Below are 26,070 nucleotides of genomic sequence, written 5' to 3' on the forward strand. Positions count from 1 at the left end.
CAGGTCCGGCCATGGCGCTCACGCTCTACGTCGACACCGCGCGCTGGCGGGCGCACCACAAGCACGTGCAGGAGCAGTTCCCGGCACTCGTCCCGGTCTGCAAGGGCAACGGCTACGGCTTCGGGCACGAGCGGCTGGCGGAGGAGGCCACGCGGCTGGGCTCGGACGTCCTGGCCGTCGGCACGACCTACGAAGCCGCGCGGATCAAGGACTTCTTCAGCGGTGACCTGCTGGTGCTGACGCCCTACCGGCGCGGCGAGGAGCCCGTACCGCTGCCCGACCGGGTCGTGCGCTCGGTGTCCTCGGTCGACGGCGTGTACGGCCTCGTGGGCGCCCGTGTGGTCATCGAGGTGATGTCCTCGATGAAGCGCCACGGCATCAGCGAGCAGGACCTGCCGCAGTTGCACGCCGCCATAGAGAACGTCCGCCTGGAGGGCTTCGCCATCCATCTGCCGCTGGACCGCACCGACGGCTCCGACGCCGTCGAGGAGGTCATCGGCTGGATGGACCGGCTCCGCGCGGCCCGGCTGCCGCTGCACACGATGTTCGTCAGCCACCTCAAGGCCGAGGACCTCGTGCGGCTGCAGCAGCAGTTCCCGCAGACCCGTTTCCGCGCCCGCATCGGCACGCGGCTGTGGCTCGGGGACCACGACGCCACCGAGTACCGCGGCGCCGTCCTGGACGTCACGCGTGTCGCCAAGGGCGACCGCTTCGGCTACCGGCAGCAGAAGGCGGCCTCCGACGGCTTCCTGGTGGTCGTGGCGGGTGGTACGTCGCACGGGGTGGGTCTGGAAGCCCCCAAGGCCCTGCACGGCGTCATGCCGCGCGCCAAGGGCGTCGCCCGTGCCGGTCTCGCCACGGTGAACCGGAACCTCTCGCCGTTCGTGTGGGGCGGCAAGCAGCGCTGGTTCGCCGAACCGCCGCACATGCAGGTGTCCATCCTTTTCGTGCCGGCGGACGCCCCGGAGCCGACGGTCGGCGACGAACTGGTGGCCCATCTGCGGCACACCACCACGCAGTTCGACCGGCTCGTGGACCGCTGAGCGGCCCCGGCAACGTCGAAGGCCGTACACGGAGGCTCCGTGTACGGCCTTTCGCATGAACGGGCAGATGCCGTGTTCGCTCAGGGCGAACCGTCGACCGCTTCCCGCTTGCCCCACTCCACCTGCGGGCCGTCGGCGGGGGCCGAGTGCCGGGAACGATGCGTCCGGCCGAGGACGAAGACGTCCGCCGCGCCGTCGAGGACGCCCCCCGAGGGGTCGTCGTCGCCGGACTGCCGCACCACGTCCCGCTCCGGCATCAGGATGTCCCGCACGATCACGACGCACAGGTAGAGCGTCCCCAGCAGGTGCACGCCGATGGCCCAGTGGTAGCCGTCGGTGGGCAGGCCCTTGTGGGCGTCCCCGCTGGTCGTGTACGCGAGGTACAGCCAGATGCCCAGGAAGTAGGCCACCTCGCAGGCCTGCCAGATCAGGAAGTCCCGCCACTTCGGCCGGGCCAACACCGCCAGCGGAACCAGCCACAGGACGTACTGCGGCGAGTAGACCTTGTTGGTGAGGATGAAGGCCGCCACGATCAGGAAGGCCAGCTGGGCGAAACGGGGCCGGCGCGGCGCGGACAGGGTCAGTGCCGCGATGCCCACGCAGCTCAGCGCCACCAGCAGCGTGGCGAAGGTGTTGACGCTGTCGGTGGTGAGCGGGTCGCTGGAGTTCTGCGCCAGGATCAGCCAGAACGAGCCGAAGTCGACGCCCCGCTCCTGGCTGAAGGTGTAGAACTTCGACCAGCCCTCGAAGGCGAACAACATCACCGGCAGGTTCACCACCAGCCAGGCGACGAGCGCACCGCCCAGCGCCGCACCGTACTCCCGCCACTTCCCCGCCCGCCAGCACAGCAGGAACAGCGGACCGAGCAAGAAGACCGGATAGAGCTTGGCGGCGGTGGCGAGTCCCAGCAGGACGCCGAAGGCGAGCGAGCGGCCCCGCGACCACATCAGCATCGCCGCGGCCGTCAGGGCGACCGCGAGCAGGTCCCAGTTGATGGTGGCGGTCAGCGCGAAAGCGGGCGCCAGGGCGATCAGCAGGCCGTCCCACGGCCGCCGGGCGTGGGTACGGGATACGCAGACGGCGATGACGGCCGCGCAGGCCATCAGCATCCCGGCGTTGACCATCCAGTACCACTGTTCCTGGTCCTGGATGCTTCCGCTGCCCGGGGTGAGCCAGCTGGCGACCTCCATGAACACACCGGTGAGCACCGGATACTCGAGGTACTCCATGTCGCCGGGGAGCCTGTCGAAGTACGGGACCAGCCCGTCGGCGAACCCGCGGGCCTGGTAGAGGTGCGGGATGTCCGAGTAGCAGGCGTGCGTGTACTGGGAGCTGGCACCGAAGAACCAGGCCCCGTTGTAGCAGGGCGCCTTCTGGACGAGCCCGAGGGCGAACATCCCGATCGCCACGAGCGCGACGACCCGTACGGGGGTCCACCAGGACGTTCCGAGCAGGGCTCGTCGTCCGAGGGGGCCGCCGATCAGCTCACTACCGGCTGCGGCCACCTCGTCGTCCTTGGTGGGTCGCACCAGATCCGGCTCGTGCGCGCGCGCTGGCGTCGATTCTGCACTGGGCATGGGGCACATCCTGCCGTACGGACCCAGGGAAACGCCGAGGGCCGCCCCACCTGCTGCGGTGGGGCGGCCCTCGTTTCACGTGAAACATGCCCATGTTTCACGTGAAACGCCCGTGTCGGGCGATGCTGCGGCTAGCCGGTTCCGCCTCCGAAGAAGCCACCGCCTGCGCCATTGCCGTTGCCCCTGCTGTCGCCCTGCGTCTCCGAGATCGACGGGGACGGGCTGATCTCTCCCGTGCCGCCGTCCGTGCCGCCGCTGTTCGCGCCGCCCGAGTTCTCGTCACAGTCGAAGAACGAGGTGCACGTCTCGCTCGGGGACGGCGACGGCTCGGTCTGCGTCTCGCTGGGAGTCGGGGAAGGCGACGGACTCGTCTCCTCGGTCTCGGTGACCGAAGGAGTGGGAGTCGGCGACGGTTCCGCGTTGACGACCTCGCCGATGGGCTCGGGCGTCGGGAACGACTTGACCGGCAGACCCTTCATGGCGTCTTCCATGTAGTCGTGCCAGATCTGGGCCGGGAACGAGGCACCGTGGATCTTCTTCTCGCCACCCGTGCCGAACATCTCAAGGAACTGCCGGTTCTTGTTGGTCTCGTCGTCGTCCATCCGGAACATGCTGATCGCGGTGGACAGCTGCGGCGTGTAGCCGACGAACCAGGCCGACTTGTTGCCGTCGGTGGTACCGGTCTTGCCGGCCACTTCCCGGCCGGGCAGCTGGGCGTTGGTACCGGTGCCCTTCTCGACCACGGTCTTCAGGACGTCCGTGACGTTGTCGGCGACCTTCTTGGTGAAGGCCTCCTTCGTCACGGTCTTGTGCGTGTAGATGACGCCGTCCTTGCTCGTGACCTTCTGGACCGAGTACGGGTCCCGCTGCTTGCCGCTGGCCGCGAAGGTGGCGTAGGCGCCCGCCATGCGGATCGCGCTCGGGTCGGAGATGCCGATCGAGAACGAGGGGAACGCACTGCCGCTCAGGCTGTTCTCCTTGACGCCGGCGCTGACGGCGGCCTCCTTCACCTTGTCCAGGCCGACATCCATGCCGAGCTGTACGAAGGCGGAGTTCACCGACTCACGCATGGCCTCCCGCAGGTCGATCTTGTAGTCCGGGGGATCGCCGAGCGAGACGTTGCCATCGTTGGTCTGCAGCCACTCCTCGCCCTTCTCGTTCTTCCAGACCGTCCTGTCGTAGTTCTCGATCTTCAGCTTGTTCTTGCCGCTGAACAGGCTCTTGGGGGAGACGATCGTCCGCTCGTCCTGAGCCTGCGACGATCCCAGGTCCGGGTCGCGCACGCCCCAGGTCATCGCCGCCGCGAGCACGAACGGCTTGAACGTCGAACCCACCTGGGCGCCGGTCTGGTCGGCGTTGTTGGTGAAGTGCTTGGTCGCGTCCTCACCGCCGTAGATCGCCTCGATGGCGCCGGTCGCCGGATTGACGGACGCCCCGCCGAACTGGACGTGGGTGTCCGTGTCCGGGCGCAGATCCGGCTTGATCTTGGCCTTCTGGACCTTCTTGACCGCCGCCTCGAGCTCGTTGATCTTCTTCTTGTCGAAGGTCGTGTAGATCGAGAAGCCGCCGCGCTGCAGCTTGTCCTGGGTGATCCCCGTTTCCTCGCTGTGGGTGACCACATAGCTGTTGGCGAGGTCGACGAGGTAACCGATCTGGCCGCTCAGCTGCGTGTTCGAGCGAGGGTTCTCCCACTTGGGGAGCGTGGTGTACTTGGCCCGCTCCGCGGCGCTCAGGTGCTTGTACTCGACCATCTTGTCGAGGGTGTCCTGCATCTGGCGTGTGGCCCGCTTGCGGTTGGCGTCCGCCGTCGCGGCCGGGTCGATGGAGACCGCGCCCGCGGGGTCGTAGTACGTGGCGCCCTTCAGCATGGCGGCCAGGAAGGCGCACTCGCCGGGGTTGAGCTTGATGGCGTCCTTGTTGAAGTACGCGCGGGCGGCGGCCTGGATCCCGTAGGCGTTGCGTCCGTAGTACGCGGAGTTCAGGTAGCCGGCCATGATCGTGTCTTTGTCGAGCTTGGCGCCGACCTTGATCGACACGAAGATCTCCTTGAACTTCCGGGAGACCGTCTGCGACTGGTCGTTCAGCATGGCGTTCTTGACGTACTGCTGGGTGATGGTCGAGCCACCCTGCGTCTGTCCGCCCCTGGCCATGTTGAACACGGCCCGCGCGATGCCCTTGGGATCGATGCCGCTGTCGGTGTAGAAGGTCTTGTTCTCCTGCGAGATCACCGCCCAGCGCATGGCTTCGGGGATCTGTGAGAGATCGATGATCTGGCGGTTCGTCTCACCACCGGTGGCAACCATCTGGCTGCCGTCCTTCCAGTAGTAGACGTTGTTCTCCGACGTCGCCGTCTCGTCGACCTTCGGGATGCCCACCATGGCGTATCCGATGCCCGCCACGGCCACCAGGCTGCCGAGGAAACCGACGAAGAGGCCGGTGACCAGCTTCCAGGAGGGCACCCAGCGGCGCCAGCCGTCCTTGTAGGCGCGCGGATAGTCGATCAGGCGCTTCTTGCCGGGTGCGGGGCGCCCCCTGCCCCGGCCGGCGAGTCCGGTCGAGTCGCCGCGGCGGCCTCCTGCGGGTTCGGCTGCTCGGCGCCGGCCGCCCGCACTTCTCTGGGCCGCGCGCCGGGCCTCGGCGCGACCGCCGGACGACTGCTCCTCGCCTCCCAACCCGTAGAAACCCGACCCCTGCGAGTCGGATGGAGACCCGGTGGCGCCTCGCGGTGCCGCACGGCGGCCGGAGGACGAGCCGGACTGGCCGCGTCGGGCCGCGGCACGTCCGCCTCCCTGCGGCTGCGGCGGTTTGCGACGGTGCTCGCTCATCGAACGATTACTCCTCGGGCAGGCGCATCCGTGCGCGCCTGGAAACGGCGGCTGGTTTCCTGTCCCCCCGATGTACGGATGCGGTCGCTGGCGCATTCACCCGTACCGCACCGGGGACCTCGACGCCCCCCGGCGTCATATGAGACCCGGTGGTGTGCATGGCGCACAGACTACGCACCGTCAAAACCTGCCCAGCCCCAAGGTTCACCCCAAATCAGGCAACTTGCCCACAACTAATCGACGATGTGATCCCGTTCACCCTCCTCCCTCTTGTCGCATGCGGAAGGCCGTTCTATCGTCGTGATGTATCGAGTCGATACATCGGGGCGAGATAAGGAGAGAGGGGGCGATCATGAGCCGGCGTTCCGGGATCCTCGAGTTCGCCGTCCTCGGCCTGCTCCGCGAGTCCCCGATGCACGGCTACGAGCTGCGTAAACGACTCAATACGTCACTGGGTGTGTTCCGAGCCTTCAGCTACGGCACCCTTTACCCCTGCCTCAAGACACTGGTCGCCAACGGCTGGTTGATCGAAGAGCCGGGGACCGCTCCCGAGGACGCCCTCACCGCTCCCCTCGCGGGACGCCGCGCCAAGATCGTCTACCGGTTGACGGCGGAAGGTAAGGAGCACTTCGAGGAGCTGCTCTCCCAGACCGGCCCCGACGCGTACGAGGACGAGCACTTCGCCGCTCGCTTCGCCTTCTTCGGGCAGACCTCCCGCGATGTGCGCATGCGCGTCCTGGAGGGACGGCGCAGCCGCCTGGAGGAGCGTCTGGAGAAGATGAGTGCCTCCCTGGCGCGCACCCGGGAGCGCCTCGACGACTACACGCTCGAGCTCCAGCGCCACGGAATGGAGTCCGTGGAGCGCGAAGTGCGCTGGCTGAACGAGCTCATCGAGAGCGAGCGGGCCGGGCGGGACCTGAGGGGTTCCGCATCCGGGGGTACCGCTCAGCAGGACACCACATATGGAGCGACGGGCGGCCTGCCCCGTCCCGGGGACACCCCCGGGACGGATACGCCCGACGACACCGCCACGTGAGCGCCCACTCAGGGCCTCACTCGTACAAACAGGGAGCAACCGGAATGGGTTCGGTTCGCGTAGCCATCGTCGGCGTGGGCAACTGCGCCGCGTCGCTGGTGCAGGGCGTGGAGTACTACAAGGACGCCGACCCGGCGGCCAAGGTCCCCGGCCTGATGCACGTCCAGTTCGGCGACTACCACGTCCGTGACGTGGAGTTCGTCGCCGCGTTCGACGTGGACGCGAAGAAGGTCGGCCTGGACCTCGCGGACGCCATCGGCGCGTCCGAGAACAACACCATCAAGATCTGCGACGTGCCCACCTCCGGTGTCACGGTCCAGCGCGGTCACACCCTCGACGGTCTCGGCAAGTACTACCGCGAGACCATCGAGGAGTCCGCCGAGGAGCCGGTCGACGTCGTCCAGGTCCTCAAGGACAAGCAGGTCGACGTCCTCGTCTGCTACCTGCCCGTCGGCTCCGAGGACGCGGCGAAGTTCTACGCCCAGTGCGCCATCGACGCCAAGGTCGCCTTCGTCAACGCCCTGCCGGTCTTCATCGCCGGCACCAAGGAGTGGGCGGACAAGTTCACCGAGGCGGGCGTCCCGATCGTCGGTGACGACATCAAGTCCCAGGTCGGCGCCACCATCACGCACCGCGTCATGGCCAAGCTGTTCGAGGACCGCGGTGTCATCCTGGACCGCACGATGCAGCTGAACGTCGGCGGCAACATGGACTTCAAGAACATGCTCGAGCGTGACCGCCTCGAGTCGAAGAAGATCTCCAAGACGCAGGCCGTCACCTCCCAGATCCCCGACCGGGACCTCGGCGAGAAGAACGTCCACATCGGCCCGTCCGACTACGTCGCCTGGCTCGACGACCGCAAGTGGGCTTACGTCCGCCTCGAAGGCCGCGCCTTCGGTGACGTCCCGCTGAACCTGGAGTACAAGCTCGAGGTCTGGGACTCCCCGAACTCCGCGGGTGTCATCATCGACGCCCTGCGCGCCGCGAAGATCGCCAAGGACCGCGGCATCGGCGGTCCGATCCTGTCGGCGTCGAGCTACTTCATGAAGTCCCCGCCGGTCCAGTACTTCGACGACGAGGCCCGCGAGAACGTGGAGAAGTTCATCAAGGGTGACGTCGAGCGCTGAGGCTCACCAAGTCGCTCCTGCCAGGGCCGTAGACGGTCCCCGGGTCGCCCGACCCGGGGACCTCTCCGTATGTGAGGCTGTGCCCCATGGCCGTCGTCCGTGATCTACGCGTTCTGCTGCGCCTGCGTGACTTCCGGCGGCTGCTCGCCGTACGACTGCTCTCGCAATGCGCCGACGGCGTCTACCAGGTAGCGCTCGCCACGTACGTCGTCTTCTCGCCGGAGAAGCAGACCTCGGCCACCGCGATCGCCTCCGCGATGGCGGTCCTGCTGTTGCCCTACTCCCTGGTCGGCCCCTTCGCCGGTGTCCTGCTGGACCGCTGGCGCCGCCGCCAGGTCTTCCTCTACGGCAACCTGCTGCGCGCTCTGCTGGCGGGCGCCACTGCCGTGCTGATGGTCAGTGACGTCCCCGACTGGCTCTTCTACGTCTCCGCGCTGTGCGTCACCGCCGTCAACCGCTTCGTCCTGGCCGGGCTGTCCGCCGCGTTGCCGCGCGTGGTCGACGCCGAGCGCCTGGTGATCGCCAACTCCCTCTCACCGACCGCCGGGACGCTTGCCGCGACGGCGGGCGGAGGCCTCGCCTTCGTCGTCCGGCTGGTGGCGTCGGACTCCGATGCCGCGGTGGTGCTGCTGGGCTCGGCGCTGTACCTGTGCGCCGCGCTGATGTCCCTGCGGATGGCGGTGGACCTGCTCGGCCCCGACCGCGAGGGGAAACCGCCCCGGCTTGCGAGCTCGCTGCGGGGCACCGCCCGCGGCCTGGTGGCCGGCGTGCGCCATCTGAGGGAGCCCCGGCGCAGACAGGCCGCCCGGGCGCTCGGGGCCATCACGCTGATGCGGTTCTGCTACGGCGCCCTGACCGTCATGGTGCTGATGCTCTGCCGGTACGCCTGGTCCTCGACGACGGACGAGGGCCTGGCGCTGCTGGGACTGGCCGTGGGCATCTCCGGCATCGGGTTCTTCGTGGCGGCCGTGGTGACGCCGTACGCGGTGGGACGCCTTGGACCGGCCCGCTGGATGCTCGTCTGCGCGGCCGCGGGGTCCGTCCTGGAGCTCACCCTGGTGCTGTCGTTCGCTCAGGCCTCGGCCCTGGTCGCCGCGTTCTTCCTGGGGCTCGTCACACAGGGCGCGAAGATCGCCACCGACACCATCGTCCAGTCCTCCGTGGAGGACGGTTTCCGCGGCCGGATCTTTTCTCTCTACGACGTGCTGTTCAACGTCGCCTTCGTCAGCGCCGCCGCAGTGGCCGCACTGATGCTGCCACCTGACGGGCGTTCAGTGGCCTTGGTGGTCACAATCGCCGTTATCTACGGAGCAGTTGCTGCTGCTATGGCCCGATTTCAACGCCAGTAAGTGTCACATCAATGACACAGACTCCCCCTCGGGTACGGGACTGTCAGTGGGGCCCGGTAACTTACCTGCGTCTTATCTCGCGTCCTTTTCGCGTCACACGCCTATGTTCTCAGGGGGACCCCAAGTGACGACTCCGCCGCCCCAGGGCCAGAACCCGTTCGCGCAGCAGGGCCAGCAGCCCTACGGCCAGCCGCAGGGCCAGGCCCCGTACCCGCCCCAGGGCGGCTACCCGCCCCAGGGCGGCTACCCGCAGCAGGGCGGCTACCCGCAGCAGCCCGGCCAGCCCGGCTACCCCCAGCCCGGTGTCGCTCCCTTCGGCGCGGTCCCCCCGCCGCCGCCGCAGCGCAAGGTCAGCTTCAAGGTGATCAAGAACGTCGTCATCGTCCTCGCCGTCCTCGGTGTGGCCATCGGCGGTTTCATAGCCAGCCGGGACGACGCCAACACCGCGGCGGTCGGCGACTGCATGCACCGCGGCAACAGCGACGACAGCAACCCCGACCTCGAGGTCGTCGACTGCACCTCGGCCGACGCCCAGTACGTCGTGCTCGCCAAGGTCGAGGGCACGTACTCCGCTCTCACGGCCGACAGCAAGTGCGAGGAGAAGGCCAAGGACTTCCAGTACTCGTACACCGAGACCGGCGACGGCACCAACTTCCTGCTCTGCCTGAAGGACTACGCGAAGAAGTAAGGCAGATACGCCGAGGGGCGATGTTTCACGTGAAACATCGCCCCTCGGCGTATCTGGACGGGGTCGTGTTTCACGTGAAACACGACCCCGTTTCACAGGATCAGCTCTGCTCGGCCCACCACTCCTCCAGCGCGGCCACAGCCGCGTCGTACCCCATCGGCCCGTTCTCGAGCCGCAGCTCCAGCAGGTGCTTGTACGCCTGGCCGACGGCCGGGCCGGGAGCGACACCCAGGATTTCCATGATCTGGTTGCCGTCGAGGTCGGGACGGATCGCGTCCAGCTCCTCCTGCTCCTTCAGCTGGGTGATCCGCTCCTCCAGCCCGTCGTACGCACGCGAGAGCGCGGCTGCCTTGCGCTTGTTCCGCGTCGTGCAGTCGGAGCGGGTCAGCTTGTGGAGCCGCTCGAGAAGCGGCCCCCCGTCCCGCACATAGCGACGGACGGCGGAGTCCGTCCACTCGCCGGTGCCGTACCCGTGGAAGCGCAGGTGAAGCTCGACCAGACGGGAGACGTCCTTCACCAGGTCGTTGGAGTACTTCAACGCGGTCATGCGCTTCTTCGTCATCTTCGCCCCGACCACCTCGTGGTGGTGGAACGAGACCCGGCCGTCCTTCTCGAAGCGACGCGTACGGGGCTTGCCGATGTCGTGCAGCAGCGCGGCCAGACGGAGGGTGAGGTCGGGACCGTTCTCCTCCAGCTCGATCGCCTGCTCCAGGACGATCAGAGTGTGCTCGTAGACGTCCTTGTGCCGGTGATGCTCATCGCTCTCCAGGCGCAGCGCCGGCAGCTCGGGCAGCACACGGTCGGCGAGACCGGTGTCGACGAGGAGTGTCAGGCCCTTGCGTGGGTGCCCGGACAGGACCAGCTTGTTCAGCTCGTCCCGGACCCGCTCGGCCGAGACGATCTCGATGCGGCCGGACATGTCCTTCATCGCCGCGATGACCTCGGGGGCGACCTCGAAGTCGAGCTGGGCGGCGAAGCGGGCTGCACGCATCATCCGCAGCGGGTCGTCGGAGAACGACTCCTCAGGGGTACCCGGGGTGCGCAGCACACGTGCCGCGAGATCCCCGAGACCGCCGTGCGGGTCGATGAACTCCTTCTCCGGAAGGGCCACCGCCATCGCGTTCACCGTGAAGTCCCGGCGGACGAGGTCCTGCTCGATCGAGTCGCCGTACGACACCTCCGGCTTGCGGGAGGTCCGGTCGTAGGCCTCGGACCGGTAGGTGGTGACCTCGATCTGGAAGCCGTCCTTCTGCGCCCCGACCGTTCCGAAGGCGATCCCGACCTCCCACACGGCGTCCGCCCACGGCCGAACGATCTTCAGTACGTCCTCGGGGCGGGCATCGGTGGTGAAGTCCAGGTCGTTGCCGAGCCGGCCGAGGAGCGCGTCCCGGACCGAGCCGCCGACCAGGGCGAGGGAGAACCCGGCCGCCTGAAAACGGCGGGCGAGGTCGTCGGCGACCGGAGCGACCCGCAGCAGTTCACTCACCGCGCGGTTCTGCACCTGGCTCAGGGCACTGAGGTTGTCTTCGTTGGCGTTCGGCACAACAGAAGAGGGTACGTGGCCCGCAGGGCGACGGGCGCCCCCATTAAGGGGCAGGGCACCTCCCCGGACAGCCGCGCAAAACCAGCGTTCGCGACCTACTCGGGTTCTCCTCTTCATACACACACATAGAGGACTCCCGCCGATCGTTTCCGATCTTGTGGAGCACTCCGCGGCACTTACCCTCAGCGCGCATCGTTACCATGCGTGGACGCACATTCCGACGACCACTGACGACGACGAGGGACGGACGAACGCGTGGCCGAGGCGGCACTCCCGAGGACGACTCCCTCACCTGCCCGCCGGTGGCTGCGGCGCACCGGAGCACTGCTCGCGGGGGCGCCTCTGCTGGCCGGCCTGCTCCAGCTGCCCGCCTCCTCGGCGCAGGCCGGAGAGGCGGCCTCGGTCCAGGACGCCTCGAACGCCGGCACGGTGGCCGTCTCCGTGGACACCCTCACTCCCAGCGCCCCCACCGAGGGGGACACGCTGACCGTGTCCGGCACGGTGACCAACAACGGCAAGCAGGCGGTCACCGAGGCGCAGGTCGACCTGCGGGTGGGCGCCGCGCTGCCCACCCGCTCCTCGATCGACCGCGCCACCCGGCGGGCCGACGACCTGTCGGGCCCCGTCGGGAGCGCCGTGGGCGGGAAGTACGTCGCCAAGTTCGCCGAGCTCACACCGGGCGTGTCCCAGCAGTTCAGCATCTCCGTGCCGGTCGACGAGCTCGACCTGAAGAACGAGGGGGTCTACCCCCTCGGGGTCTCCCTCTCGGGCGAGACGTCCGCGAAGCCTTGGGAACGGATGCTGGGCATTCAGCGCACGTTCCTGCCGTGGCAGCCGGAGGAGGCGGGCAGCAAGACCCGGACGACCGTGCTGTGGCCTCTGATCTCCTCCGTCCACATGACCGCGGAGACCGGCTCCAACGAACAGCAGACACCGGTCTTCCTCAACGACGAACTCGCCCGGGAGATCTCCCCCGGCGGTCGTCTGGACCAGCTCCTGAGCCTGGGCCGGAGTCTCGACGTCACCTGGGTGATCGACCCGGACCTGTTGTCGTCCGTTGATGCCATGGCCAGCCGTTACGACATCCGCAACGGAAGCGAGACCACGGCCGGCACCCATCAGGCGGTCGCCAAGCAGTGGCTCGCCGAGCTCCAGGAAGCGGTCCAGGGCAAGGAGGTCGTCGCCCTGCCCTTCGGCGACCCCGACCTGGCTTCGCTCGCCCACAACGGCACCGGCGTCAGCGGCTCGCTCAGTCAGTTCAAGGCGGCCACCGACGTCGCCGCCACCACAGTGGAGACGGTCCTCCACGTGACCCCGAACACCGACTTCGCCTGGCCCGTGGAGGGCGCCGTCGACCCGTCGGTCGTCAAGGTCGCCACCTCCGCCGGCGCCGACAAGGTGATCGCGCGCAGCGACAGCCTGGAGGAGTCCGGCAGCCTGTCGTACACCCCGTCCGCCGCCCGGCCCATCGGGGGCGGTACGACGGCGGTCGTCGCGGACGCACTGCTGTCGACCGCGTTCCAGGGGGATCTGACGAACGCCTCCACGGCCACGCTCGCCGTGCAGGAGTTCCTCGCGCAGAGCCTGGCCGTGACGCAGCAGACGGACAAGCAGCGCAGCATCGTCGTCGCCCCGCAGCGCATGCCCACCGCGGGCCAGGCGCAGGTGATGGCGGAGGCGGTCGCCGCCCTCCAGAACTCCACGTGGTCGCAGTCCCAGCAGCTCTCGGCGGCCGCCGCGGCCAAGCCCGACCCCGCAGCCGCCACGAAGGTGCCGGCGCTGTCGGCGTATCCGTCGGAACTGCGCAAGCAGCAGCTGCCGCGGTCGGCCTTCCAGCAGATGGCGGCCACGCAGGACCGGCTCGACAACTTCAAGGTGATCCTGACCGACGAGTCCCGGGTGGTGACCCCGTTCGGGCGAGCCATGAACCGGGAGATGTCCACGTCATGGCGGGGCCGGGCCACGGAGGCACGCAGCTTCCGCCAGGGGGTGCAGGACTACCTCGCCACCCTCGCCGCCCAGGTCAAGCTGATCCAGAAGTCGGACACCAAGCTCTCCGGGCGCAGCGCCACGATTCCCGTGACCGTGCAGAACAACCTGGTGCAGGGTGTCGACCACCTCGTTCTGCGGCTCACGTCGACCAACCCGACCCGTCTGGAGTTCGGCGGCAAGGGCTACTCCGAGCAGCGCATCGCGGTCTCCGGCGGACACAGCACGACGGTGAAGTTCAACACGTCGGCCAACGTGAACGGCCAGACCACACTGGTCGCCCAACTGTTCACCGAGGACGGCCGGGAGTACGGTTCACAGGTCTCCTTCGACGTGAAGGTCACCGAGATCACGCCCACCGTGATGCTCGTCATCGGCGGCGGCGTCCTGCTGCTCGTGTTGGCCGGCTTCCGCATGTACACCCAGCGCAAGCGCGCCGCGGCCCGGGAGGCCGAGGAGGACGCCCGCGACGAGGCGTACGTGCCCTCCGAGGAGACCGGCACCCCCCAGCCCGCCGAGGTACCGGCCCCCGAAGAGTCCGGGGTCCGGTCGGGGGCAGACGACCCGCAGCAGCCGAGTGACGCACCGGACACCGCAGCGGAAAGCACCGACCCTTCGGGGACGGGTGAGAGAGTGGACCGTTGAGGATGTCGTGGCCGGTGGGCCCGGGACGATGAGGTGGGGTAACCATGAACGCGCCGTACGACGGTGACCGCGGCCAGGCCGCGGGCAGCTCGGGCCACCCCGAGGGCCCGCCGCCCGAGCACGGCCAGGTACCGCCGCAGCACCCGGCGGACATGTACCTCCAGGACGCCTACGACCAGGACCCCTACCGGTCCCAGGACCTCACCGCCCAGGATCCGGTCGCCGAGGCGCTCTACGACCGCGCCGCGCACCCCCCGCCGCCGCCCGGGACGTACGAGCCGCAGCAGCCGCTGTACGACCGGCCCCAGCAGTCCCCGTACGCGCCCGACCCGCGGGTGTGGGCCCAGCCCCCGGCGCCCGAGCCGGAGGGGCCCACCCAGTACCTGCCGTACGGCGACGATCCCCGCAGGACTCAGTTCGTGGGTGTGGACGACCTGGTGACGCACTCCAGCGAGGAACGGCACGAGCCCGACGCGTTCGCCCACCTCTTCCGTGACCAGCAGCAGAACGGCGCGCGCACTCCGATGGAGTCCCCGGCGGTGCCGAACCCGGCGGCGGCCACCGGCGGCCAGGCACCGGCACCGCAGTACCAGGCGGCGCCTCCGTCGGACCAGACCATGGACCTCGGCGCCCGGCCGATCGCGGAAGCGGCGCCGGAACCGGCACCCGCCCCGGCCGCGGCCCCGAAGAAGGGCGGCCGCGCCGCCGGTCTGCTGAAGTCCAGCGCCGTGATGGCGGCGGGCACGATGGTCTCGCGTCTCACCGGCTTCGTCCGCTCCGCGCTGATCGTCTCCGCGCTCGGCGTCGGCCTCCTCGGTGACACCTTCCAGGTCGCCTACCAGCTGCCTACGATGATCTACATCCTCACCGTCGGCGGCGGCCTCAACTCGGTCTTCGTGCCGCAGCTCGTGCGGGCCATGAAGGAGGACGAGGACGGTGGCGAGGCGTTCGCCAACCGTCTGCTGACCCTGGTCATCGTGGCGCTCGGCCTGCTCACGATCGCGTCGGTCGCCGCGGCGCCCGTCCTGATCCGCCTGCTGTCCGCCCCGGTCGCCGGCGACCCGGCCGCCAACGAGGTCGGCATCACCTTCGTCCGCTACTTCCTGCCGTCCATCTTCTTCATGGGCATCCACGTCGTGATGGGGCAGATCCTCAACGCGCGAGGCAGGTTCGGCGCGATGATGTGGACGCCGGTCCTGAACAACGTCGTCATCATCGTGACGCTGGGCATGTTCATCTGGGTCTACGGCACCGCCGCCGACTCCGGCATGCAGGTCACGACCATTCCTCCGGAGGGCCAGCGGCTCCTCGGCGTCGGCGTCCTGCTCGGCCTGGTCGTCCAGGCCCTGGCGATGATCCCGTACCTGCGCGAGACCGGCTTCCGAATGCGGCTGCGCTTCGACTGGAAGGGCCATGGCCTCGGCAAGGCCGTGACGCTCGCCAAGTGGACCTTCCTCTTCGTCCTCGCCAACCAGGCCGGCGCGATCGTCGTCTCCCAGCTGTCCACGGCGGCCGGCAAGGACTCGCCCGTCGACGGCACCGGCTTCGCCGCCTACGCCAACGCCCAGCTGATCTGGGGCCTGCCCCAGGCGATCATCACCGTCTCCCTGATGGCCGCCCTGCTGCCGCGCCTGTCCCGCTCGGCGGCCGAGGGTGACGGCGGCGCCGTCCGCGACGACATCTCCCAGGGCCTGCGCACCACGGCCGTCGCGATCGTGCCGATCGCCTTCGGGTTCCTCGCGCTCGGCATCCCGATGTGCACCCTGATCTTCGGCTCCTCCGGCACCAGCGAGGCCACGAACATGGGCTTCATGCTGATGGCCTTCGGCCTCGGCCTGATCCCCTACTCCGTGCAGTACGTCGTTCTGCGCGCCTTCTACGCCTACGAAGACACCCGCACCCCCTTCTACAACACGGTCATCGTGGCCGCCGTCAACGCCGGCGCCTCGGCGGTCTGCTTCTTCGTTCTGGACCCGCGCTGGGCGGTGGTCGGCATGGCCGCCTCGTACGGGCTGGCCTACGCGATCGGCGTCGGCGTCGCCTGGAACCGGCTGCGCAAGCGGCTCGGCGGCGATCTCGACGGCTCTCGGGTCCTGCGCACGTACGCACGTCTGTGCATCGCCTCCGTACCGGCCGCCGCCCTCAGCGGCGCGGCCTGCTACGGCATCGGCCGCACCCTGGGCCAGGGCGCCCTGGGTTCCCTCGCCGCGCTGCTGGCCGGCGGAGCCGTGCTGTTCGGCATCTTCTTCGTCGCCGCCCGCCGCATGCGCATCGAGGAGCTCAACTCGCTCGTCGGCATGGTCCGCGGACGCCTGGGTCGCTGAGTCGGGGGGTAGGCGCACAACCATCGTCCGCCGCCGCGTGTCGTGCATAGCGTCGGACTGTGGGCACAATTGGGTTCGGCGTCGGACGGCGCGCACGAGGTCGGACGGCGCGCAATGAATGGGGAGGCAGGAACGACGGTGGCAGAACGGAGTACGGCTGCCGTCGACGTGGCAGACAACAGCGGTGACGAGCCGCTGACCGCGCAGGCGGACCAGTCCACGGCCGACGGGGTGGCCAAGAACCGGGAGCGGGACACGGACAGGGACGAGGCACAGGGGAGTGGCGGGACGGAGCGTCCCGGGAAGGCCTCGGCGCCGGAGCTGCACAGCGGGCACAAGCTCGCCAGACGCTACCGCCTCGAGGACTGCGTCACCCGTCTGGACGGTTTCAGCAGCTGGCGTGCGGTCGACGAGAAACTGCGCCGCGCCGTCGGCGTCCACGTCCTGCCGGCGGACCATGCCCGGGCCCGTTCCGTGCTGGCCGCGGCGCGTTCCTCCGCGCTGCTGGGCGATCCCCGCTTCGTCCAGGTGCTGGACGCCGTCGAGGAGAACGATCTCGTCTACGTCGTCCATGAGTGGCTGCCCGACGCCACCGAACTGACCACCCTCCTCGCGTCGGGGCCGCTGGAGCCGCACGACGCCTACCAGATGGTCAGCCAGATCGCCTCCGCCATGGCCGCCGCGCACCGCGAGGGCCTGGCCCATCTGCGGCTCAATCCCAACGCGGTGCTGCGCACCTCCACGGGCCAGTGGCGCATCCGAGGTCTCGCCGTGAACGCCGCGCTGCGCGGCGTCTCCTCCGACACCCCTCAGCGCACCGACACCGAAGCGATCGGCGCCCTGCTGTACGCGGCGCTCACCCAGCGCTGGCCGTACGAGAACGATGCCTACGGCCTGTCGGGGCTGCCCAAGGACATCGGGCTGATCGCCCCCGACCAGGTCCGAGCCGGCATCCACCGGGGTCTGTCGGAGCTGTGCATGCGCGCCCTCGTCAACGACGGCGCGACCGCGTCCCGGCACGAGGCCGCCTGCACCACGCCGGAGGAACTGGTGAAGGCGGTCGGCGAGATGCCCCGCATCCGCCCGCCGGAGCCCACGTTCACGGCACCCCCCGAGTACCAGCGCACCACCTACCAGCAGGGCACGTACGGCCGCACCGCACCGCACCCGGGCGTCACCCAACCGGTGGTGGCCCCGCCGCCCCCGCTGCAGAGCCGCACCGGCAAGGCCCTGAAGTGGGCGGTCTCGGCGCTGCTCATCGCGGCGCTGGGGCTCGGCAGCTGGCAGCTCGCGGACGCCCTGATGGACCGGGGCAAGTCCGACGACAACAACCAGACGCAGACCACGGACGAGGGCGACAAGAACAGCACGGCGCCCAAGCCCGTCAAGAACCTGCCCATCCACGACTCAGTCGAGTACTACCCGGACGGCAAGCCGCAGCACGCGGGAGACGTGAAGCTCACCTACGACGGCGACAGCTCCACGTACTGGCGGACGTACTCGTACACCGACGGCCCCGTCCTCGCCCCGTTCAAGAAGGGCGTGGGCATCGTCTACGACCTCGGTTCCGAACAGAGCCTGGCGGCCGCTTCGATAGGGCTGCGTTACATCGGTAACCACACGACCGCGGCTCTCTACGCGACCGACTCGCTGTCCTCGTCGGCGTCGCTCGGTTCCATGAAGAAGATCGCCGAAGCGCAGACCTCCGGCACGGGACTGAAGATCTCCGCCAAGACGCCGGTGAAGACGCGGTACGTTCTCCTGTGGATCACCGCCGTGCCCTACTCGGGACTGGACGAGTACAGCAACGCCGGTTTCAAGCAGGCCGTCACCGACGTGAAGTTCACGGGCTGACATCTCACCGGAGGGGGAGGAGGTCCGATGGCGGAGGGCGCCGGATACGACGGGGTGAGCGATCAGGACCTCCTCGCCCGCCATGTGGAGGGCGAACCCGACGCCTTCGGTGAAATCGTCCGCCGCCACCGCGACCGACTGTGGGCGGTGGCGCTGCGGACCCTGGGGGATCGCGAGGAGGCCGCTGACGCGGTCCAGGACGCCCTGGTCTCCGCCTACCGGGCCGCTCACACCTTCCGCGGCCAGTCCGCCGTCACCACCTGGCTGCACCGCATCACGGTGAACGCCTGTCTGGACCGGGCTCGCAAGGCAGCCTCCCGCAAGACCTCGCCCGTCGACGACACCGAGCGTCTGGAACAACTGCTGGAGCCGCACGAGTCGGCCGCGGCTCCGGCCGAGCGCAACGACCTGCACCGCCAGCTCCTCGAGGCACTCGGCACGCTCCCGGCCGATCAGCGCGCTGCACTGGTGCTGGTCGACATGCAGGGCTATCCCGTCGCCGAGGCTGCCCGCGTGCTCGACGTCCCGACGGGGACGGTGAAGAGCCGGTGTTCGCGGGGAAGAGCCAGACTCCTTCCGCTGCTCACTCATCTACGGCCGGACGGCCCCGATGAGCCGAGAGAAGGGGGGCCGGGACGGAACCGGACGCAGGGGACATCCGTCCCACCCGCAGCGGGACCTCAGGGTGAGGGCCCGGACAGCGCCGGTACCGGCGATTCAGCTGCTGTGAAGGGCGGAGGTGGGCGAGCGTGACATCGACGACGGACACGACCGGGCACCCGGACGTCGCGGAGATCTCCGACCTCACCGAGGGTCTGCTGCCCCCGTCCCGCACCGCCGACGTACGACGCCACCTCGCCGGGTGCGAGCTCTGTGCGGATGTCCACGCGTCACTGGAGGAGATCCGAGGGCTGCTGGGCACCCTGCCCGGTCCGCCCCGCATGCCGGACGACGTCGCCCACCGCATCGACGCGGCGCTCGCCGCCGAGGCCCTGCTGAGTGTCACAACGCCGGACGACACGGAGCCGCAGGGCGCTGCGCCGGTACCCACTGTGTCGAAGAGCACCGAGCCCGAGCGCTCCGCGCCCGCCAGCTCGCCGCCGGCTGAGCCGGACGCGCTGCCCCCGTCCGTCTCCGAGACGGATCGCGCTGCACATGTTTCACGTGAAACACCGGCCACGCCCAACCGTCCCGCCGGGCGGGCGCGTGGCGCCACCACCGGACCGGGTCGCAAGGAACGCAAGCGGGGAGGGCGCCGCAGGGTCGCCGTCCTCGGTACCGTATTGGCGGCTGCCGCGCTGGGGCTCGGCTCGGTACTGGTGACGTCGCTGACCGGAGGCGGCGGACCGGGCACCTCCGCGGAGGGAGGTACCTCCACTGCCGCGGACACCTTCTCCGAAGACAGGCTGGAACAGCAGGTCGCCGATCTCCTCACCAGGGCTCAGGGCGGCCGTTCCCCGCACACCCTGGGAACGGAGAGCGACCCCGGCATCAAGAGCCCACAGGTCCTCCAGCAGCCCACGGTTCCACCCTGCGTCCAGCAAGGCATCGGCCGCAGCGACGAGGCTCTCGCCACGGAGACAGGTACCTACGACGGCAGGGAGGCCCTGCTCGTCATCCTGTCCGACCCCGCCGACACCACCCGGGTCACCGCCTACCTCATGGACGCGACCTGTGTGAAGCAGCCGTCGGCCGGCACGGCCGAGGTGCTTCTGAAGGACTCCTACACCCGCCGCTGACCTTCCAGGCGTGGTCTTCCTCCTGCGTGGTATCCCGTACGGTGTCGCTCCCTGCGTGTGCCCGGCCACACCGGGAATGCGCGCCCCTTAGGATCCGTTGGGTGGGGTGAGAGTTCAGAGAGGCTCCCACCGGTCGAACGATGCAGACCAGAGACGAGGAATCCAGCCGTGAGCGACGTCCGTAACGTGATCATCATCGGCTCCGGGCCCGCCGGCTACACGGCGGCGCTGTACACCGCGCGCGCGTCACTGAAGCCGCTGGTGTTCGAAGGTGCCGTCACCGCGGGCGGTGCGCTGATGAACACGACCGAGGTGGAGAACTTCCCCGGCTTCCAGGACGGCATCATGGGCCCCGAGCTCATGGACAACATGCGCGGTCAGGCCGAGCGGTTCGGCGCCGAGCTCGTTCCGGACGACATCGTCTCCGTCGACCTCAGCGGTGAGATCAAGACCGTCACGGACACCGCCGGCACGGTGCACCGCGCCAAGGCCGTCATCGTGGCCACCGGCTCACAGCACCGCAAGCTCGGTCTGCCGAACGAGGACGCCCTCTCCGGCCGCGGTGTCTCGTGGTGCGCCACCTGTGACGGCTTCTTCTTCAAGGACCAGGACATCGCCGTGATCGGCGGCGGTGACACGGCGATGGAGGAGGCCACCTTCCTCTCGCGCTTCGCCAAGTCGGTCACGATCGTGCACCGTCGGGACACTCTGCGCGCTTCCAAGGCGATGCAGGAGCGGGCCTTCGCCGACCCGAAGATCAAGTTCGTCTGGGACAGCGAGGTCGCCGAGATCCAGGGCGACCCGAAGCTGGCCGGGCTGAAGCTGCGCAACCTCAAGACCGGTGAGCTTTCCGACCTGCCGGTGACCGGCCTGTTCATCGCGATCGGCCATGACCCGCGCACCGAGCTCTTCAAGGGCCAGCTCGACCTAGACGAGGAGGGCTACCTGAAGGTGGCTGCTCCCTCCACCCGGACGAACATGACCGGTGTCTTCGCCGCTGGCGACGTGGTGGACCACACCTACCGCCAGGCGATCACCGCGGCCGGCACCGGCTGCTCCGCCGCCCTCGACGCTGAGCGTTTCCTCGCCGCTCTCGCGGACGAGGAGCAGGCCGAGCCCGAGAAGACCGTCGTCTGACCCTCTCCCACTCCACCGCCCACACCAGTCAAAAGGAGCCCGCCGTGGCCGACCTGAAGAACGTGACCGACGACTCCTTCGAGCAGGACGTCCTCAAGAGCGACAAGCCTGTCCTGGTGGACTTCTGGGCCGCCTGGTGCGGTCCGTGCCGCCAGATCGCTCCGTCCCTCGAGGCGATCGCCAACGAGTACGGCGACAAGATCGAGGTCGTCAAGCTCAACATCGACGAGAACCCGGGTACGGCCGCCAAGTACGGCGTCATGTCCATCCCGACACTGAACGTCTACCAGAACGGCGAGGTCGCCAAGACCATCGTCGGCGCCAAGCCGAAGGCCGCGATCGTCCGCGACCTCGAGGACTTCATCGCCGAGTGACGTTTCACGTGAAACACGAAAGGGCCGGCCCGGATGGGTCGGCCCCTTCGTTTGTCGTCGGGTCCGGTCACAGCGGTCGCAACACCGGCTCTTTCTGGACCGCCCCCAGCAGTCGATCGAGCGCCATCTCCACGTCTTCCTTCCAGGAGAGCGTGGTGCGCAGCTCCAGTCTCAGCCGCGGATGCGTGGGATGCGTGCGGACCGTCTTGAAGCCCACCGCCAACAGATGGTCGGCCGGGAGGAGGCAGGCCGGCTCCTTCCAGCGGGCGTCACCGAAAGCCTCGATCGCCTTGAAGCCGCGTCGCAGCAGATCCTTGGCCACTGTCTGGACCATCACCCGGCCGAGTCCCTGCCCCTGGTAGCCGGGCATGATGAACGCCGTCATCAACTGCACCGCGTCGGGGGACACCGGACTCGTGGGGAACGCCGTCGAGCGGGGAACGTACGCGGGCGGCGCGTACAGCACGAAACCCACCGGGACGTCGTCGACATAGACCACACGGCCACAGGATCCCCAGTCCAACAGGACCCCGGAGATCCAGGCTTCCTTCTCCGTGGCGGCCGTGCCGGCCTTTACCGCGGCTTCGCCGCTGACGGGGTCCAGCTCCCAGAAGACGCACGAGCGGCAGCGCTGGGGAAGGTCCGGAAGGTTGTCCAGCGTGAGCGGTACGAGCCGACGCCCCATGAAGGCTGTTCCTCGCTTCCTTCGCCCGCGGACTCGCGAGCGGCTGTCAGGGCGCCGCGTTCCCTGAGCAGACTGCCGACGAAGCCGCCGACCGCCCCCAGTCCCAGTCCCGCGCTCACCAGTCCGGTCCGGCTCATCGTTCGCATGGCCCCCGCCTCCCCCTCAGAGGTGCTGCTCCGGTGGATGCGCCATACCCGAATGCATCGTATCTACGATGCGATTCCATCGACACCGACCGAACGCAAAGAGCGGGCCGTGTCCGGTACACACCGGACACGGCCCGTTCACACACTCACCCCGGGCCCTTGCTGCCGGGGCTGGTCACCGGGACCTTCGCCGCTGGAGCTGGTCAGCCGTCCGCTTCCGTGGCATCGCCCTCGACGAGCCCCTTCTGGAGAACGGGCCCCTCGCCGGGAGCGAGCGAGTCGAGGATCCGCTCGAGATCCTCCATCGACGCGAACTCGACAGTGATCTTGCCCTTCTTCTGACCCAGGTCGACCTTCACTCGCGTGTCGAACCGGTCCGAGAGCCGGGTGGCGAGGTCGGACAGGGCCGGGGAGACCCGGCCACCGGCACGCGGCCCCTTGGCACGCTGTGCCGCTTGCGGACGCGAGCCCATGAGGGTCACGATCTCCTCGACGGCCCGCACCGACAGCCCTTCGGCCACGATCCTGTGGGCCAGCCGGTCCTGCTCCTCCGAGTCCTCCACCGAGAGCAGTGCCCGCGCATGACCAGCCGAGAGGACTCCTGCGGCCACGCGACGCTGCACCGCGGGCGAGAGCTTCAGCAGACGGAGGGTGTTGGAGACCTGTGGACGGGACCGGCCGATGCGGTCCGCCAACTGGTCGTGCGTGCAGTTGAAGTCCTTCAACAGCTGGTCGTATGCGGCCGCCTCCTCCAGCGGGTTCAGCTGAGCCCGGTGAAGGTTCTCCAGCAGAGCGTCCAGGAGGAGCTTCTCGTCCTCCGTGGCCCGCACGATCGCCGGGATGGCCTCCAGGCCGGCCTCTCGGCAAGCCCTCCAGCGCCGCTCCCCCATGATCAGCTCGTAGCGGCCGGGGCCGAGCTGCCGCACGACGACCGGCTGGAGGAGACCGACTTCCTGGATGGAGGTGATCAGTTCCTGCAGCGCGTCCTCGTCAAAGACGTCACGCGGCTGGCGCGGGTTCGGCGTGATCGCGTCGAGGGGGATCTCGGCGAAGTGCGCGCCCACCGGAGGTGCGAGCGTCTCCACCGAGCCACTCCCCGTGGGCTCCTCTGTTTCACGTGAAACAGGCGGCAGCGTGGCCACCTTCGCCGCGGCCACTCCTCGGTCGGTCGTCAGGACCGGGACCGCCGCAGGGGACGTGGAGGCCATGCCCCCCACTGGGGCAGTCGCCGGCGTCTTCTCCGTCGGGGCAGCGGGGATCAGTGCCCCAAGACCACGGCCCAGCCCCCTCCGTCGCTCACTCACTGGATCCCCTCCACGATGTTCGGGTTGTTCTGGGCGCCGATGTGGACGTGCGTGGGGTCATAGCTGACCTCGACGCCCTTCAGCGCGATTTCGCGGGCCGCCTCAAGATAGGAGAGGGCGCCGCTCGATCCAGGATCGTAGGTCAGCACCGTCTGCCCGTAGCTCGGCGCCTCGGAGATACGGACCGAGCGGGGAATGCTCGTCCGCAGCACCTCGTCACCGAAGTGGGTGCGCACCTCCTCCGCGACCTGTGACGCAAGACGCGTCCGGCCGTCGTACATGGTGAGCAGGATGGTCGACACATGCAGGGTGGGGTTGAGGTGCCCCCGGACCAGGTCGACGTTGCGCAGCAGTTGGCCCAGGCCCTCCAGCGCGTAGTACTCGCACTGGATCGGGATGAGGACCTCCTGGCCCGCAACGAGTGCGTTGACGGTCAACAGGCCGAGGGAGGGCGGGCAGTCGATGAGGACGTAGTCCAGCGGCTGCTCGTAGGCCTGGATGGCTCGCTGCAGTCGGCTCTCTCGGGCGACCAGGGAGACCAGCTCGATCTCTGCACCGGCGAGATCGATGGTGGCGGGGGCGCAGAAGAGGCCTTCGACGTCGGGTACCGGCTGGACCACTTCCGAGAGCGGGCGGCTCTCCACCAACACGTCATAGATGGACGGGACTTCGGCGTGGTGGTCGATTCCCAGGGCGGTGGACGCGTTGCCCTGAGGATCGAGGTCGATCACCAGGACACGGCTGCCGTGCAGGGCCAGGGATGCGGCAAGGTTGACGGTCGTCGTCGTCTTGCCCACACCACCCTTCTGGTTGGCGACCACGATGATGCGGGTCTGCTCAGGACGTGGCAGACCCTCACCGGCGCGGCCCAGAGCTTCCACCGCCAGTTGGGCCGCTCGACCGATCGGGGTGTCGTCCATCGGGGGCGGTGTTTCACGTGAAACATCCTCCCCCAACGACTCGGTACGGGGACCGGGGACCGGGTCGGTCATCGGTCCCGCGATGTTGGCGTCGGACCGCAAGGATTCACTCTCCTCGACTTCAAGCTCGCAATGAACAGAGCCTGCCATGTCTTCGGGGTCGCGAACCAGTGAGGCCTGGGGTTCTGTGGAGAAATCCACCTCTGTGGACAACTCCGGCCCCTTGTCGAGTGAGCCGAGCGGCTTTCGTTCGCGGGGTTCGGCCGCGGCGCGGGTCCGACTGATGATGCCGTGCAGCAGTGAGCGACGTTTCACGTGAAACACGATGCACAGCGCCCGCGGCCGAACTGTCGCGACACTCCGTCTCGCGTGGGTTTGGCAGCTTGTGTGGCCTATGGCGAGCAGTCAGTCCCGATCAGCGTCGACGACGGGCGCGGCCGGTTCGGGCCGCCTTCGCCCGCTTCGCAGCGAACCGCACACCACCGGGGCTCTCCCCGACCTCGACCCTCACCACCGTGGAGAGCGGGTCGACGACGCCTTCTCCGACGTGCAGGATCGACGTGTTCACCGCTCCGAGCTTGCTCAGGGCGGTCGCCGCGCTCTTCAGCTCCTCCTCCGCGGTGTCGCCCTTGAGAGCCAGCATCTCGCCGTAGGGACGCAACAGCGGGATACCCCAGGTGGCCAGACGGTCCAGCGGGGCCACGGCCCGGGCGGTCACGACATGGACCGGCGGCAGCTTGCCCATGACCTCCTCGGCACGCCCACGGACGACGGTCACATGGTTCAGCCCGAGGAGCTCGACGACCTCGGTCAGGAAGTTCGTGCGCCGCAGCAGCGGCTCCAACAGGGTGATCTTGAGGTCTTCCCGCACGAGTGCCAGGGGGATACCGGGCAGACCGGCACCAGAACCGACGTCGCACACCGTCACCTCCTCGGGGACCGCCTCGGAGAGCACAGCGCAGTTCAGCAGATGCCGCTCCCACAGACGTGGCACCTCACGCGGACCGATGAGCCCGCGCTGTACACCTGCCTCGGCCAGGAGCTCGGCGTACCGGACCGCATCAGCGAAGCGATCACCGAATACCTCGCGTGCCTGCTCGGGCGCAGGGGGAAGCTCCGCTGCCTCCGTCACGGGGACCGTCCTTCCGTACCGCATCAGCGCCTTCAGCGCCGACCACCAGAACTACCAGGCTGACAAAGACCGGCCCCGTCTGCGCAACAGACGGGGCCGGAGAAACGTCCGTACCGAATCAGTCGGGGAGTACGACGACGAAGCGCTGCGGCTCCTCGCCCTCGGACTCGCTGCGCAGGCCGGCCGCCTTGACCGCGTCGTGGACGACCTTGCGCTCGAACGGCGTCATCGGCTTCATCCTCACCGGCTCGCCGCTGTTCTTCGCGTCCGCCGCGGCCTTGGCACCCAGCTCGGACAGCTCGGTGCGCTTCTTGGCGCGATAGCCCGCGATGTCCAGCATCAGCCGGCTGCGGTCGCCGGTCTCCCGGTGCACGGCCAGCCGCGTCAGCTCCTGAAGCGCCTCCAGCACCTCACCGTCCCGGCCGACCAGCTTCTGCAGGTCGCGGCTGCCCGCGTCGCTGATGATCGACACAGCGGCACGGTCGGCCTCGACGTCCATGTCGATGTCGCCGTCGAGGTCGGCGATGTCCAGCAGACCCTCGAGGTAGTCCGCCGCGATCTCGCCCTCCTGCTCCAGGCGGGTCAGGGTGTCTGCACCTTCGGCGGCGGCGGAGGTGGTGCCTTCCGTCACGG

At 68.9% G+C, this 26,070-nt stretch carries 20 protein-coding genes; 12 read left to right on the top strand and 8 right to left on the bottom strand.

Annotated elements, in window-relative coordinates:
* The first annotated feature begins 11 nt into the window (after positions 1 to 11).
* Positions 12 to 1,043, top strand: a complete 1,032-nt coding sequence (locus tag ACZ4YY_RS09515) for an alanine racemase (RefSeq protein WP_468285893.1) — start codon at positions 12 to 14, stop codon at positions 1,041 to 1,043.
* Positions 1,044 to 1,123: 80 nt separating this feature from the next.
* Here ACZ4YY_RS09515 and ACZ4YY_RS09520 read toward each other — a convergent pair whose 3' ends face one another.
* Entirely contained in the window at positions 1,124 to 2,620 is a 1,497-nt protein-coding gene (locus ACZ4YY_RS09520; RefSeq protein WP_468285896.1) for a glycosyltransferase family 87 protein, read from the bottom strand.
* 131 nt (positions 2,621 to 2,751) lie between these two features.
* Complete coding sequence (locus tag ACZ4YY_RS09525) at positions 2,752 to 5,445, bottom strand: transglycosylase domain-containing protein (RefSeq protein WP_468285899.1); 2,694 nt, start codon at positions 5,443 to 5,445, stop codon at positions 2,752 to 2,754.
* A gap of 352 nt (positions 5,446 to 5,797) precedes the next feature.
* Between ACZ4YY_RS09525 and ACZ4YY_RS09530 the strand changes: the two genes are divergently transcribed.
* From ACZ4YY_RS09530 to ACZ4YY_RS09545, 4 genes are all read left to right on the top strand, one after another.
* Positions 5,798 to 6,481, top strand: a complete 684-nt coding sequence (locus ACZ4YY_RS09530; protein WP_468285902.1) for a PadR family transcriptional regulator — start codon at positions 5,798 to 5,800, stop codon at positions 6,479 to 6,481.
* Between the two features lie 44 nt (positions 6,482 to 6,525).
* Positions 6,526 to 7,608, top strand: a complete 1,083-nt coding sequence (locus tag ACZ4YY_RS09535; protein ID WP_468285912.1) for an inositol-3-phosphate synthase — start codon at positions 6,526 to 6,528, stop codon at positions 7,606 to 7,608.
* 86 nt (positions 7,609 to 7,694) lie between these two features.
* Complete coding sequence (locus tag ACZ4YY_RS09540) at positions 7,695 to 8,957, top strand: MFS transporter (protein WP_468285915.1); 1,263 nt, start codon at positions 7,695 to 7,697, stop codon at positions 8,955 to 8,957.
* Positions 8,958 to 9,081: 124 nt separating this feature from the next.
* Positions 9,082 to 9,645 (top strand): LppU/SCO3897 family protein, encoded by a 564-nt coding sequence (locus tag ACZ4YY_RS09545; protein ID WP_468285918.1) that lies wholly within the window; start codon positions 9,082 to 9,084, stop codon positions 9,643 to 9,645.
* A 100-nt stretch (positions 9,646 to 9,745) separates the two neighbouring features.
* On the opposite strand, the gene ACZ4YY_RS09550 is transcribed toward ACZ4YY_RS09545, so the two are convergent.
* Positions 9,746 to 11,188: a CCA tRNA nucleotidyltransferase gene (locus ACZ4YY_RS09550; RefSeq protein ID WP_468285920.1), complete on the bottom strand. Its 1,443-nt coding sequence runs from the start codon at positions 11,186 to 11,188 to the stop codon at positions 9,746 to 9,748.
* Between the two features lie 255 nt (positions 11,189 to 11,443).
* Between ACZ4YY_RS09550 and ACZ4YY_RS09555 the strand changes: the two genes are divergently transcribed.
* From ACZ4YY_RS09555 to trxA, 7 genes are all read left to right on the top strand, one after another.
* The gene (locus tag ACZ4YY_RS09555) at positions 11,444 to 13,822 is read left to right on the top strand and encodes a DUF6049 family protein (RefSeq protein WP_468285923.1); all 2,379 of its coding nucleotides are present in this window, start codon (positions 11,444 to 11,446) and stop codon (positions 13,820 to 13,822) included.
* A gap of 44 nt (positions 13,823 to 13,866) precedes the next feature.
* Positions 13,867 to 16,146: a murein biosynthesis integral membrane protein MurJ gene (gene murJ / locus ACZ4YY_RS09560; RefSeq protein WP_468285926.1), complete on the top strand. Its 2,280-nt coding sequence runs from the start codon at positions 13,867 to 13,869 to the stop codon at positions 16,144 to 16,146.
* Positions 16,147 to 16,284: 138 nt separating this feature from the next.
* A complete protein-coding gene (locus ACZ4YY_RS09565) occupies positions 16,285 to 18,000 on the top strand; it encodes a protein kinase family protein (RefSeq protein WP_468285929.1) in 1,716 nt (571 codons plus the stop codon).
* A 27-nt stretch (positions 18,001 to 18,027) separates the two neighbouring features.
* Complete coding sequence (gene sigM / locus ACZ4YY_RS09570; RefSeq protein WP_468285932.1) at positions 18,028 to 18,753, top strand: RNA polymerase sigma factor SigM; 726 nt, start codon at positions 18,028 to 18,030, stop codon at positions 18,751 to 18,753.
* Positions 18,750 to 19,739, top strand: a complete 990-nt coding sequence (locus ACZ4YY_RS09575) for an anti-sigma factor family protein (RefSeq protein WP_468285937.1) — start codon at positions 18,750 to 18,752, stop codon at positions 19,737 to 19,739. The genes sigM and ACZ4YY_RS09575 overlap by 4 nt, the downstream gene beginning before the upstream one ends.
* A gap of 168 nt (positions 19,740 to 19,907) precedes the next feature.
* Positions 19,908 to 20,876 carry a thioredoxin-disulfide reductase gene (gene trxB, locus ACZ4YY_RS09580; protein ID WP_468285939.1) on the top strand — a complete coding sequence of 323 codons (969 nt, stop codon included), beginning with the start codon at positions 19,908 to 19,910 and terminating at the stop codon, positions 20,874 to 20,876.
* A 44-nt stretch (positions 20,877 to 20,920) separates the two neighbouring features.
* Positions 20,921 to 21,250 carry a thioredoxin gene (gene trxA / locus ACZ4YY_RS09585; protein WP_189931557.1) on the top strand — a complete coding sequence of 110 codons (330 nt, stop codon included), beginning with the start codon at positions 20,921 to 20,923 and terminating at the stop codon, positions 21,248 to 21,250.
* A 67-nt stretch (positions 21,251 to 21,317) separates the two neighbouring features.
* Here the strand turns inward: trxA and ACZ4YY_RS09590 are convergent, their stop codons facing one another.
* The 5 genes from ACZ4YY_RS09590 to ACZ4YY_RS09610 form a co-directional block, all read right to left on the bottom strand.
* A complete protein-coding gene (locus ACZ4YY_RS09590; protein ID WP_468285943.1) occupies positions 21,318 to 21,935 on the bottom strand; it encodes a GNAT family N-acetyltransferase in 618 nt (205 codons plus the stop codon).
* A 349-nt stretch (positions 21,936 to 22,284) separates the two neighbouring features.
* Positions 22,285 to 23,385 (bottom strand): ParB/RepB/Spo0J family partition protein, encoded by a 1,101-nt coding sequence (locus ACZ4YY_RS09595; protein WP_468285946.1) that lies wholly within the window; start codon positions 23,383 to 23,385, stop codon positions 22,285 to 22,287.
* On the bottom strand, positions 23,382 to 24,455 hold the full coding sequence (locus ACZ4YY_RS09600) for a ParA family protein (protein WP_468286576.1): 1,074 nt from the start codon (positions 24,453 to 24,455) through the stop codon (positions 23,382 to 23,384). The genes ACZ4YY_RS09595 and ACZ4YY_RS09600 overlap by 4 nt, the downstream gene beginning before the upstream one ends.
* Positions 24,456 to 24,720: 265 nt before the next feature.
* Positions 24,721 to 25,437, bottom strand: a complete 717-nt coding sequence (rsmG, locus tag ACZ4YY_RS09605; protein WP_468285949.1) for a 16S rRNA (guanine(527)-N(7))-methyltransferase RsmG — start codon at positions 25,435 to 25,437, stop codon at positions 24,721 to 24,723.
* Positions 25,438 to 25,555: 118 nt separating this feature from the next.
* Positions 25,556 to 26,068, bottom strand: a complete 513-nt coding sequence (locus tag ACZ4YY_RS09610) for a Jag family protein (RefSeq protein WP_468285952.1) — start codon at positions 26,066 to 26,068, stop codon at positions 25,556 to 25,558.
* Positions 26,069 to 26,070 lie beyond the last annotated feature (2 nt).

It is taken from the genome of Streptomyces sp. NPDC030143 (genome assembly GCF_055573695.1).